Source organism: Bradyrhizobium sp. SZCCHNRI1009, from assembly GCF_032487575.1.
Classification (GTDB): Bacteria; Pseudomonadota; Alphaproteobacteria; order Rhizobiales; family Xanthobacteraceae; genus Bradyrhizobium.
This window is the reverse complement of the sequence record NZ_JAUEUL010000008.1, coordinates 287,541-299,297: the sequence shown is the minus strand read 5'-3', so window position 1 is coordinate 299,297 and position 11,757 is coordinate 287,541. Positions and strand designations below refer to the sequence as shown.

Here is an 11,757-nt window from a genome sequence, read left to right as displayed (position 1 = left end):
GAAGGCGGTGGCGCGCCTTCGCGCCAGCCTTGAGGCCGGCCGATCACCGGTCTACAAAAAAGACAGTTGCTCCTCGGTGCACCGGCTTTTGGCCACCGTCGCCCTTGGGCTCATCATCACCCGCAGGCTTGGCATCAGCGTCGGGATGCCGGGACCACGCGACTTCACGTCCGCAACCTGCCGTTCGTCCACGCGAGCCAAGCTGCGCTGCGACACGTCGCGGCCACCGCATCCCTGCCTCAACGTTCGTGACGATCGCGAAGCGCCCCTCGTGGCGAAGCAGGATGGGGAGAGTGAAACATATTTTCTGGAAAAGCGAAACATGAATATTTTCCGCGCAGGGACTGGACAGCCCAAATCAGCTTGAACGCGCACGAGAAATTCGCCGCTCGGCGCAGCCACGGTCACCGTCATTCCACCAATCTGAGTTTGTTGCGAAACGGTTCCACGTCGTCATGCCCGGGCTCCGTCCCGGGCATCCACGTCGTTCTCGGCACGCCGAGCGATGTGGATGGCCGGGACAAGCCCGGCCATGACGACGCTGAGGGAGATGGGCACAAAACAAAGCTGCAGCCCTTGAATCCGTAGTGACAAGCCTGCGCCCGGGCTACGCCTGGACCTGCACGCTCTCCGCCGCTCGCTGCGGCGCCAGCTCCGGCGCTGGATCAGGCGGCCGCGTATCCAGCTCCTCGATCATGCCGCGCGCGATCTCGCGCTCGCCCATGATCACCATATCGGCGCCGAGGGATCTGAGATGCTCGACCTCGGCATCGGAATGGGCGCGCGCCACGATGTGCAGCGCCGGATTGGCGGCGCGGGCCTGCTCGACGATCTGTCCGGCCTCGAACGCCTCGGGAATGGCAATGACGAGCGCATGCGCGCCGGCCAGATTCGTCGCCCGCAGCACGTTGCTGCGCGCGGCGTTTCCGGTGATGGTCTCGACACCCGCGCTCTTCAGCTGCTTCAGGATGTCCTCCGACGTTTCCACCGCAAGGAACGGATGCCCGCGCTGCTGCAGCGCCTCGCCGACGAGGCGTCCGACGCGGCCATAGCCGACGATGATCGTGTGCTCGGTCAGTTGCGTCACCGGGATCTCGGCCGGCGGTGTTGCTGAAGGCGTCGAGGCATCGGCCCGGCGGCGCTCCAGCCGCGGCATCAGCCAATCGAGCGCAGCGAACATCAGCGGATTGAGCATGATCGAGATGATGGCGCCGGCCAGGATCAGGTCGCGCCCGGCTTTCGGCAAGAGATTCGAGGCGCCGCCGATCTCGGCGAGGATGAAGGAGAATTCGCCGATCTGCGCAAGGCTCGCGGAGATCGTCAGCGCGGTCGAAGCCGGGCGGCGGAAAGCGATCACGATCAGGAACGCGGCAACCGATTTGCCGAACAGGATGATGAACAAGGTCGCGAGCAGCGGCCAGGGCTCGCGGATCACGCTTCCCGGATCGAACAGCATGCCGGCGGAGACGAAGAACAGCACCGCGAAGGCATCGCGCAGCGGCAGCGATTCCTGCGCGGCGCGCTGGCTCAGCGGGGACTCGCCGAGCATCATGCCGGCGAAGAAGGCGCCGAGCGCGAGCGACACGCCGAACAGCTTTGTCGAGCCGAAGGCGACGCCGAGCGCGATTGCGAGCACCGCCAGGCGAAACAGCTCGCGCGAGCCGGTGTGGGCGATGTAGTGCAGGATCCACGGGATCAGGCGGCGGCCGACCAGCAGCATCACCGCCATGAACACGCCGATCTTGACGAAGGTCAGCAGCAGCACGCCGGTCAGCCCGAGGCCGAAGCGGGCGGCGAGCGGGTCGGCGGCGGCGATGTCGCCATTGCCGTTCTGCAGGCTGGCAAAGGCCGGGATCAGCACCAGCGCCAGCACCATCGCGAGATCCTCGACGATCAGCCAGCCGACCGCGATGCGGCCGCGCTCGGTGTCCATCAGCCGGCGCTCCTGCATCGCGCGCAGCAGCACCACGGTGCTGGCGACCGAGAGCGCGAGACCGAACACGAGGCCCCCGCCGATCGACCAGCCCATCGCCCAGCTCAAGGCCATGCCCATCAGGGTCGCCACCGTGATCTGCACGATCGCGCCGGGCACGGCGATGGCGCGCACCGACATCAGGTCCTTGAGCGAGAAATGCAGGCCGACGCCGAACATCAGGAGAATGATGCCGAGCTCGGCGAGCTCGGTCGCCAGCGCCTGGTCGGCGACGAAGCCGGGTGTGAACGGGCCGACGGCAACGCCGGCGAGGAGGTAGCCGACCAGCGGCGGGAACCGGAACCGCTGCGCGAGCGCTCCGAAGACGAAGGCCAGTCCAAGGCCGGCGACGATGGTCGCGATGAGGGGTGTGTCGTGCGGCATCTCAACTTGTTGCACAGGAGGCGCAGCGATGCACCGCGACCAATTGTGGCAGAGTTCCGCAAATGCGCATGGGGATGGTGCACGGACGGCTGCGGAAATCGGTGGTGAATGGCGTCATCAGTTCCGTATGATGTGAAGCGAGCCATCACGGGGTGCCCTGTCCCAATGCCCGCCGATCTCGTTCAGACGTTTCGCGCCTTCGCCTATAACAACGCCTGGGCCAATCACCGGCTGCTGACCTCCTGCGGCCAGCTCAGCGCCGAGGACTTCGCCGCCGAGCGCACCGGCTTCTTCCCGAGCCTGCAGAAGACGCTGAACCACATCTACATCATCGACCTGTTCTACGTCGACGCGCTGGAAGGCGGCTGGCTCGGCCCGATGGCGTGGCAGAACGAGGTGCCGTTCCCGCGCCTCGCAGATCTTGCGAAGGCGCAGGGCGCGATGGACCGCCGGCTGATCGCATTCTGCGAGGCGCTGACGCCGGCCCGGCTCGACGACACCGTCCGCATCAACCGCGAGAGCCGGGTGCAGAACGAGCGCTGCGACCGGCTGCTGCTGCATCTGTTCCAGCACGACATCCATCACCGCGGCCAGGCGCATGCCATGCTGTCGAGCACGTCGGTGAAGCCGCCTCAGCTGGATGAGTTCTTCCCAGCGGACGATGCGGCCTTGCGGGCGAAGGACTTCGCCGAGCTCGGCTTCAGCGAGGAGAAGGTGTGGAAGCCGTAGCCCGGATGAGCGCAGCGATATCCGGGGTCACACGAGCTATCGCGATGGACCCGGATATCGCTCCGCCCATCCGGGCTACAGGGCGGCATGCGCGGCCCTGGATTGCGTCGCTGTGCTCGGAATGAGGGAGGACGGACCTCGCCTACTTCGTCGGCTCCAGAATCGACACATAGTTGGCCACCGCGGCGCCGCCCATGTTGAAGATGCCGCCGAGCTTGGCGTTGGGGAGCTGCATGCCTTCGGGCGCGGTGCCGGTGAGCTGCATCGCCGTCATGACGTGCATGGAGACGCCGGTGGCGCCGATCGGGTGGCCCTTGGCCTTGAGGCCGCCGGATGGATTGACCGGCAGCTTGCCGTCCTTGAGCGTCCAGCCCTCCTTGATGGCGCGGGCGCCCTGCCCCTTCGGGGTGAGGCCCATCGCCTCGTACTCGATCAGCTCGGCGACCGTGAAGCAGTCGTGGGTCTCGACGAAGGAGAGATCGGACAACGTGACGCCGGCCTTTTCCAGTGCGCGCTGCCAGGCCACGGTGCAGCCCTCGAAGGCGAGGATGTCGCGCTTGGACATCGGCAGGAAATCCTGCGCGTGCGCGGTGGCGCGCACGTTCACCGCTTTCGCGAAGGACTTCGCGGTCTCGCTGTCGGTCAGCACCAGAGCGGCGGCGCCGTCGGAGACCAGCGAGCAGTCGGTGCGCTTCAGGGGGCCGGCGACATAGGGGTTCTTGTCGCTCTCGGAGCGGCAGAACTCGAAGCCGAAATCCTTGCGCATCTGCGCATAGGGATTGGCGACGCCGTTCTTGTGGTTCTTGGCCGCGATCAGCGCCAGCGCGTCGGACTGGTCGCCGTACTTCTGGAAATAGCCCTGCGCGATCTTGCCGAACACGCCAGCGAAGCCGCCGACGGTGTCGCCGTCCTCCGGAAGATAGGACGCCTTCAGCAGGTTCTTGCCGATCTCAGGCCCCGGCGTGCGCGTCATCTGCTCGACGCCGACGACGAGCACGATCTTCGCGGCGCCGGCAGCGATGGCGCGGATGCCCTGGTGCACGGCAGCCGAGCCCGTGGCGCAGGCGTTCTCGACCCGGGTCGCCGGCTTGAAGCGCAGCGCGGGATCAGCCTGCAGCACCAGCGAGGCGGTGAAGTCCTGGGGTGAGAAGCCCGCGTTGAAATGGCCGAGCACGATCTCGTCGACGTCGCCTGCCGAAATGCCGGCGTCGGCGAGCGCCTCATTGGCGACCTTGACGACGAGGCTCTCGACGGTCTCGGCGTCGAACTTTCCGAACGGCGTATGCGCCCATCCGACGATGCTGGCGGTCATGCTCTCTCTCCCGAATGTCTCCCGTGCCTCCACATGGCGCTTTGCGCCATGTGAGTCCAGAGGCTGGTGGCGTTCTCAGGCCACGAACTTACCACCGAGCTCGTCCTCGATGTGAATCCGGATGATGTCGTCGAACGTCTTTTCCTCGGTGGTGAAGCCGAGCTCGCGGGCCCGCTTGGCCTCGAAATTCCGCGGCCAGCCGGCGACGATGCCGATGATGAACGGATCCGGAACCCTCTGGATGCGGTTGGCAACGTTGTCGCCCGCCACGCGCCGAAGCGCGGCGATCTGCTCGCCGACGGTGGCCGTCAGGCCGGGCATGGTGAGATTGCGGCGCGGGCCGATCTTCGCGGTGTCCATCGTCGCGGCATGCAGCAGGAAGCCGACCGCCGAACGCGGCGTGGCATGCCAATGCTGGACGTCCTCGGACACCGGCAGCACGGCCTCCTTGCCGGCGAGCGGCTCGCGCAGGATGTTGGAGAAGAAGCCCGAGGCGGCCTTGTTCGGCGCGCCGGGGCGGATGCAGATGGTCGGCAGGCGAATGCCGACGCCGTCGAAGAAGCCGCGGCGGCTGTAGTCGGCCAGCAGGAGCTCGCCGATCGCCTTCTGGGTGCCGTAGCTGAGCAGCGGCGCATTGACGAACTCGTCGCCGATGGCGTCGGGGAACGGCGCGCCGAACACCGCAATCGACGAGGTGAAGACCAGGCGCGGCTTGTAACCGTCGCCGATCAGCCTGACCGCGTCGAACAGCATCCGCGTGCCGTCGAGATTGATGCGGTAGCCCTTGTCGAAATCGAGCTCGGCCTCGCCGGAAACGATCGCGGCGAGATGGAAGATCACGTCGGGACGCGCGGCGACCAGCTTCTCGGCGAAGCCCGGCACGGCAAAGTCGCCGGCGATGGTCTCGACCGCGATGGGCGTGTCGGGCTTCGCCGGCGCCACGATGTCCTGCAAGGTCATGCGGGTGATGGCTGCCTGGCCGAGGCGGCCGTCGCGGACCAGACGCTCGACCAGCTTGCGTCCGACCATGCCGGCGGCGCCGAGAACGAGGATATGCAAGGGGATGCTCCTTGTTTCTTGTTGTTTCACCATGCGCGACGACGATCATCGACGCAAAGCGGTGCTCATGACTGCGCCCTCTCCCCTTGTGGGAGAGGGCTACACTGCCGGTGCCGCACGCTCGCTTGGGTGAGGGGTTTGGTCCCACAAACTCCGCCATCGCGGAGAGAGACCCCTCACCCGGCGGCGCGCTTCGCGCGTCACCACCCTCTCCCACAAGGGGAGAGGGTGCACCGCCCGTGCGGTGAGATTGAAGTGCTGTGCGAGCGCCCTACTCCTTCACCGCGCCGGTCATGGCCGACACATAATGCTCGACGAAGAAGGCGTAAAGGATGACCAGCGGCAGCGAGCCGACCAGGGCGCCGGCCATCAGCGATCCCCATTTGTAGATGTCACCGTCGACGAACTCGTTGACGATGGCGACCGGCACGGTCTTGTTCGGCGTCGACTGCAGGAAGGTCAGCGCGTAGATGAACTCGTTCCAGCACAAGGTGAACGAGAAGATGAAGGCCGAGATCAGGCCGGGCACGGCGAGCGGCACTACGATCTTGACCAGGATCTGCCAGCGGCTGGCGCCGTCGATCAGGGCGCATTCCTCGAGCTCGAAGGGGATCGTCTTGAAGTAGCCCATCAGCAGCCAGGTCGAGAACGGGATGAGCAAGGTCGGATAGACCAGGATCAGCGACAGCGGCGAGTCGAACAGCCCGTAGGCCTGGATCACCGAGGCCAGCGGGATGAACAGGATCGACGGCGGCACCAGATAGGCGAAGAAGATCAGCACGCCCACCGTGTCGGCGCCCTTGAAGCGCAGCCGCACGATCGCATAGGCCGCGAGCACGGATGCGAAGATCGACAGCGTGGTGGCGCCGACCGCGACATACATCGTGTTCCACAGCCAGCGCGGATACTGCGTCTCGAACAGCAGCTTCGAGATGTGCTTGAAGGTCGGATGCACCACCCAGAACGGGTTGTACTTCTCCATGTCGATCAGCTGCTCGTCCGGTTTGATCGACGTCAGCCCCATCCAGTAGAACGGGAACAGCAGCACCAGGAGAATGATGCCGAGCGGCAGATACAGCGTGATCAGCCGTCGCGGCAGCGACTCGAGATAGCTCATGCCCTCGCTGTCGTCGTCGGCCGCGAGCGCGGCCGCCGTCGTCGTGGCGTTGGATTGCGTCTTGGATTGCAGCGCAGCAGTCTCGGTCATTGGTCGGATCCTTGCTGCCATTTGCGCCGTTGCATGCCGAACCAGGAGATCGCGATCGCCGCGAGCAGGAACGGGATCATGGCGGTGGCGATCGCTGCACCCTCGCCGAGGCGGCCGGAGATGATGCCGCGCTGATAGCTCAAGGTCGCCATCAGGTGGGTGGCATTGACGGGACCGCCGCGGGTCAGCGCCCAGATCAGCTGGAAATCGGTGAAGGTGAACAGTACCGAGAACGTCATCACCACCGCGATGATCGGGGTCAGCAACGGATAGGTGATGAAGCGGAAGCGCTGCCAGCTGGTGGCACCGTCGAGCGTGGCGGCCTCATACAGGGAGGGCGAGACGGTCTGCAGGCCGGCCAGCAGCGTGATCGCGACGAACGGTACGCCGCGCCAGATGTTGGCGATGATCACGGAGGCGCGTGCCCAGTTGGTGTCGCCCAGGAAGTTGATGTTCTGGCTGATGAGGCCGAGCTTGATCAGCGACCAGGAGATGATGGAGAACTGGGAATCGTAGATCCACCAGAACGCGATCGCCGACAGCACCGTCGGAACGATGAAAGGCACCAGCACGATCGCACGGACCATGGCCTTGAACGGCATCCGCCGGTTCAACAGCAGCGCCAGATAGAGGCCGATCGCGAATTTGATGGCGCTTGCGACGATCGTGTAGAGCAGCGTGTTGAACACCGCGAGCCAGAAGATCGCGTCATCCCACAGCCACTCGTAGTTCTCCAGCCCGACGAAGACGCCGGCGCGGCCGATCTTCTCGTCGGTGAAGCTCATCCAGACGCCGAGGCCCAGCGGATAGGCCAGGAACAGGATCAGGAATGCTGCCGCCGGCAGCATGAACCAGAGCGCGACGAAGTTGCGGTTGGTCTTGATGCGTTCCCACGCGGAGGGCTCGCCGGTCACGGCCGCGCCACGTGGCAGCGAAGTCTGAATGGTACTCATCGTATCGAGCAGCTCCCTTCGAACCTTGGGATGGGCAAACCGCAGCATGCCCACCGGCGTTCGGGACGGATGGTTCTGGTCCGCCATTGCGAGAAGCCCCCCGGGTCTCGCCGTCGGCGAGCCCGTGGGCAGGCTCCGTGACGAAGCAATCCAGAGTCGAGCGCACTGCCCTGGATTGCTTCGCTCGCAATGACGGCGAGCACGGCGGGTTGCGCCCTTGCCCACCCTACGCAGTCATCACCTCAGCGGAAGATGCGCTTGGCGGAGCGCTCGGCGCTCGCCATCGCCGTCTTCACGTCCTCGCGGCCCGTGCAGTAGTTCGCGAACATGTCGACCACGACGAAGTCGGCGATCGCGGCGGCTGCTGCCTCGCCGAGCTTGCCGACGCCGGCCGGCGTGACAGCCGTCGCCGCGACGTCGCGATACGGCGTGTTCTTCGGATCGGCGGTCCAGATCGGGTTGGCGTCGTAGGCCTTGAGGAAATGCGACAGGTAGCCCTGCGCCGCCTCGATCCACGGGTTGAACTGCTCCGGCTCCAGCAGGAAGGCCGTGAACGCCTTGCAGGTCTGCGGGAACTTGGTGAAGTTGTAGATCAGGATCGGGAAGCCGAGATGCAGCTCGCGGGTCTTGCCGTCGAGGCCCGCCGGCAGATGCGCGTGGTTCATGTCCTTCGCGACTTCCGGATTGTCCTTCTTCGCCGCGACGTAGATCGAGATGCCGTTCACCGTCAGATAGAGCTGTCCGGCCACGAACGCCTTGTTGTTGGACGAGTCGTTCCACGACGCGGTGCCCGGCACGAAATTGTCGTACAGGCCCTTGACGTATTCGAGCGCCTTGGCGGTCTCCGGCGAGTTGATGACGACCTTGTTGTCCTTGTCGATCAGGTTGCCGCCATGCGCCCACAGCGCCCAGTGCAGCCAGCCATTGGCGTCGCCCGAGGCGTGGCCGAGCGCCATGCCGCCCGGCGTGCCGTTCTTGTTCATGCCCTTCACAAGGTCGGCGAAGCCCGCGAGATCCTTCGGAAACTCCTTGTGGCCGGCCTTCTCCATCGCCGAGATGCGGTAGTTGACGAGGCCGCCGGTGGCCGCCACCGGGATGCCGATCCACTTGCCGTCGAGCATGCCGTAGGCCTTGCCCGAGTCGGTCCAGCCGCCGCACTTCTTGCCGAGATAGTCGGCCACGTCGCTGACATCGGTGACCTTGTTGGAGAACAGGAACGGCAAGGTGTAGAGGCCCCACACCATGTCGAGGCCCTGACCGGTGTTGGCGGCGACCGAGGCCTTCGGCTGGATGTCGTCGTAGGATTCGTTGGAGACGTTGATGGTGACGTTGTTGGCCTTCTGGAACGCATCGACGATCTTCATGAAGGCCACGTCCTCGGCCTCGACGAAGCGCTTCCAGCGCAGAAGATTGATCTTGGCACCGGCTTCCGGCTTCCACGGCGAGGTCTGCGCCCAGGCCTTGGCATAGCCGAGCAGTTCGTCGGCCGACATCGTCGCCGCGGCCGCCAGCAAGGTCGCGCCACCCTTGAGCAGGGACCGGCGATCGGTGGGGAAATGAGTCATCTGAAGTTTTCTCCCGTTGAGTATTTGCTTGTTTTGTTTGTTGTCAGTTCTGCGCCTCGAGCGCCCGGATCAGAGTCTCCGGCCGCTGTCCTTGTCGAACAGATGCGCCGCCGACGCGCGCGGGCGCAAATGGATCTTCTCCCCGGGATTGACCTCGTGGCGGTCGCGGAAGACCGCGATGATGTCCTGGGTGCCGATGCGGGCGACGATCTGCGTCTCCGAGCCGGTCGGCTCGACGACGACGACCTCGGCCTCGATGCCGTCATCGGCAAGCTCGAGATGCTCGGGCCGCACGCCGTAGACCACGGGGCGGCCGTCGGAGGCGGCCGGCGCGGTCAGCAGCGGCAGCTTGGCGCCGTTGTCGGTCTCGACATAGACCGAGCCGTTCGACTTGAGGTGGCCGTTGAGGAAGTTCATCGCCGGCGAGCCGATGAAGCCGGCGACAAACTGGTTGTCCGGCTTGTCGTAGAGATCGAGCGGCGAGCCCATCTGCTCGACGATGCCGTCATGCATGACGACGATCTTGTCGGCCATCGTCATGGCCTCGATCTGGTCGTGAGTGACGTAAACGGTGGTGGTCTTGAGCCGCTGATGCAGCTCCTTGATCTCGGTGCGCATCGCGACGCGCAGCTTGGCGTCGAGATTCGACAACGGCTCGTCGAACAGGAACACCTGCGGATCGCGCACGATGGCGCGGCCCATCGCGACGCGCTGGCGCTGGCCACCGGAGAGCTGGCGCGGATAGCGGTCGAGCAGCGGCGTCAGCGCCAGGATCTCGGCGGCGCGCGCGACGCCCTTCTTGATGTCCTCGGGCCGTGCGCCGCGCAGCTTGAGCGAGAAGCCCATGTTGTCGGCGACGGTCATGTGCGGATAGAGCGCGTAGTTCTGGAACACCATCGCGATGTCGCGCTCTTTCGGCTGCACGTTGTTGACGACGCGTTCGCCGATCGAGATGGTTCCGGAGGTGATGTTCTCGAGCCCTGCGAGCATGCGCAGCAGCGTCGACTTGCCGCAGCCGGACGGCCCGACCAGCACGACGAACTCGCCATCCTCGATCGGAATCGTCACGCCGTGCAGCACCTCGAATCCGCCGAATGATTTGCGCACGTCGCGAATTTGCACCGACGACATCAATTTCCTCCTCAAAGACCGACAGCATTGGCTGCTTGCCGGCGGCATTCTGACCGTTGTTCTCGACCGTTTGATCAGGCCGTTTGTCGTTTTGTAGTCCTGGTCGTGCAGTCTTGTTCTTGGTGGTCTTGTTGTTGGCTCCGGTCGCTCCGACTGGCTCCGAAACAGGGCCAGCTCGGCTGGCATTGTCCGCAGTTCAGTTCGCTTCCGCAATGTCTCGCTTAGCAACCGCGTGATAGCGCTGTCAATATCGCTTGTGTACCAGACCGCCTATGCTATGAGCGAGGCATGGGACGGAAACGCATCGAGCCGGGCAAAGTCCGGCTGACCGAAGTTGCGGCACTGGCGGGCGTCAGCCCGATCACGGTGTCACGCTTCTTCCGTAATCCCGCCACGGTCTCGGCCGGCCGCCGCACGCGGATCGAAAGCGCCGCCAAGGAGCTCGGTTACGTGCCGAACCTCGCCGCGCGCGCGCTCGCATCGCAGCGCACCGAAGTGATCGGCGTGCTGATACCGTCCCTCACCAACAACGTGTTCTCCGACGTGCTGCGCGGCATCTATGATGCGTTCGAAGGCAGCCGCTACAGCATCCAGCTCGCCAACACCCGCTACAGCGTGTTGCAGGAGGAGCGCCTGCTGCGGTTGTTCCTGATGCAGAAGCCGGCCGGCTTGATCGTGACCGGTCTCGACCAGACGGCGGAGAGCCGGTTGATCATCCAGGCGGCGGACTGTCCCGTCGTGCAGATCATGGAGCTCGGCGCCGACCCGATCGACATGATGATCGGATTTTCGCACGTCGATGCCTGTTTTGCAGCCATTTCACACCTTCTCGCGCAGGGCTGCCGCCGCATCGGCTTCATCGGCGCCCGCATGGACCCAAGGGTGCAGCGCAGGCTGCAGGGCTATCAGAACGCGATGAAGGGGGCCGGTTTGTTCGACCCGCGTCTCATCGTCACGGCGCCTGTTCCGACCTCGACCACGATGGGCGGCAGCCTGTTCTCCGATCTGCTGATGAAGGCGCCGGATCTCGATGCGGTGTTCTGCGCCAATGACGATCTCGCGCTCGGCGTGCTGTTCGAATGCCAGCGCCGGCACATCGCGGTGCCCGAGCAGATCGCGATCGTCGGCTTCAATGACATGGAATTCATGGCCGCGGCGGTTCCGACGCTCACCAGCGTGCGCACCAATCGCTACGAGATGGGTCGGCGTGCGGCGATGATGATCATGGACGCCGTGGAAGGCCGTCCCGTGGCGCAGCGTGTCGTCGATCTCGGCTTCGAGGTGATCGAACGGCAGAGCTCGACCTTGCAGCGCGGCACCGCAAATCCGCAGCCTGCGTCGGGGCGCGCTGCCGGAACAAAATGGTAGCGCAACCAAAAACCATGCACTAGAACCACTCGAACCAACAACGACTTGAACGAAAGACGTAGGCGATCCTCGACAGC

At 65.1% G+C, this 11,757-nt stretch carries 9 protein-coding genes and 1 pseudogene; 3 read left to right on the top strand and 7 right to left on the bottom strand.

The window, feature by feature from the left end; all coding sequences use genetic code 11:
* Nucleotides 1-367 (top strand): annotated as a pseudogene (locus QX010_RS17140) (hypothetical protein); the annotation flags it as partial.
* Between the two features lie 240 nt (nt 368-607).
* Here QX010_RS17140 and ybaL read toward each other — a convergent pair.
* On the bottom strand, nt 608-2,356 hold the full coding sequence (gene ybaL / locus QX010_RS17135; RefSeq protein WP_316180731.1) for a YbaL family putative K(+) efflux transporter: 1,749 nt from the start codon (nt 2,354-2,356) through the stop codon (nt 608-610).
* A 165-nt stretch (nt 2,357-2,521) separates the two neighbouring features.
* Between ybaL and QX010_RS17130 the strand changes: the two genes are divergently transcribed.
* Nucleotides 2,522-3,085 carry a DinB family protein gene (locus tag QX010_RS17130; RefSeq protein ID WP_316180729.1) on the top strand — a complete coding sequence of 188 codons (564 nt, stop codon included), beginning with the start codon at nt 2,522-2,524 and terminating at the stop codon, nt 3,083-3,085.
* Between the two features lie 142 nt (nt 3,086-3,227).
* Here QX010_RS17130 and QX010_RS17125 read toward each other — a convergent pair whose 3' ends face one another.
* The 6 genes from QX010_RS17125 to QX010_RS17100 form a co-directional block, all read right to left on the bottom strand.
* Complete coding sequence (locus tag QX010_RS17125) at nt 3,228-4,397, bottom strand: acetyl-CoA acetyltransferase (RefSeq protein WP_316180728.1); 1,170 nt, start codon at nt 4,395-4,397, stop codon at nt 3,228-3,230.
* 75 nt (nt 4,398-4,472) lie between these two features.
* Nucleotides 4,473-5,456: a D-erythronate dehydrogenase gene (gene denD, locus QX010_RS17120; protein WP_315803138.1), complete on the bottom strand. Its 984-nt coding sequence runs from the start codon at nt 5,454-5,456 to the stop codon at nt 4,473-4,475.
* 271 nt (nt 5,457-5,727) lie between these two features.
* Nucleotides 5,728-6,663 (bottom strand): carbohydrate ABC transporter permease, encoded by a 936-nt coding sequence (locus tag QX010_RS17115; protein WP_316180726.1) that lies wholly within the window; start codon nt 6,661-6,663, stop codon nt 5,728-5,730.
* Entirely contained in the window at nt 6,660-7,616 is a 957-nt protein-coding gene (locus QX010_RS17110; RefSeq protein ID WP_315803136.1) for a sugar ABC transporter permease, read from the bottom strand. The genes QX010_RS17115 and QX010_RS17110 overlap by 4 nt, the downstream gene beginning before the upstream one ends.
* 242 nt (nt 7,617-7,858) lie before the next feature.
* Nucleotides 7,859-9,181 (bottom strand): ABC transporter substrate-binding protein, encoded by a 1,323-nt coding sequence (locus QX010_RS17105; RefSeq protein ID WP_315803135.1) that lies wholly within the window; start codon nt 9,179-9,181, stop codon nt 7,859-7,861.
* A 69-nt stretch (nt 9,182-9,250) separates the two neighbouring features.
* Nucleotides 9,251-10,312, bottom strand: a complete 1,062-nt coding sequence (locus QX010_RS17100; RefSeq protein ID WP_315803134.1) for a sn-glycerol-3-phosphate ABC transporter ATP-binding protein UgpC — start codon at nt 10,310-10,312, stop codon at nt 9,251-9,253.
* 288 nt (nt 10,313-10,600) lie between these two features.
* On the opposite strand from QX010_RS17100, the gene QX010_RS17095 reads away from it, so the two are divergent.
* A complete protein-coding gene (locus tag QX010_RS17095) occupies nt 10,601-11,680 on the top strand; it encodes a LacI family DNA-binding transcriptional regulator (protein ID WP_316180724.1) in 1,080 nt (359 codons plus the stop codon).
* Nucleotides 11,681-11,757: the final 77 nt, after the last annotated feature.

Bases quoted from the DNA above. Each gene is read 5' to 3' on its own strand.
- ybaL (WP_316180731.1), bottom strand. From the start codon at position 2,356: ATGCCGCACGACACACCCCTCATCGCGACCATCGTCGCCGGCCTTGGA.
- QX010_RS17130 (WP_316180729.1), top strand. From the start codon at position 2,522: ATGCCCGCCGATCTCGTTCAGACGTTTCGCGCCTTCGCCTATAACAAC.
- QX010_RS17125 (WP_316180728.1), bottom strand. From the start codon at position 4,397: ATGACCGCCAGCATCGTCGGATGGGCGCATACGCCGTTCGGAAAGTTC.
- QX010_RS17115 (WP_316180726.1), bottom strand. From the start codon at position 6,663: ATGACCGAGACTGCTGCGCTGCAATCCAAGACGCAATCCAACGCCACG.
- QX010_RS17110 (WP_315803136.1), bottom strand. From the start codon at position 7,616: ATGAGTACCATTCAGACTTCGCTGCCACGTGGCGCGGCCGTGACCGGC.
- QX010_RS17105 (WP_315803135.1), bottom strand. From the start codon at position 9,181: ATGACTCATTTCCCCACCGATCGCCGGTCCCTGCTCAAGGGTGGCGCG.
- QX010_RS17100 (WP_315803134.1), bottom strand. From the start codon at position 10,312: ATGTCGTCGGTGCAAATTCGCGACGTGCGCAAATCATTCGGCGGATTC.
- QX010_RS17095 (WP_316180724.1), top strand. From the start codon at position 10,601: ATGGGACGGAAACGCATCGAGCCGGGCAAAGTCCGGCTGACCGAAGTT.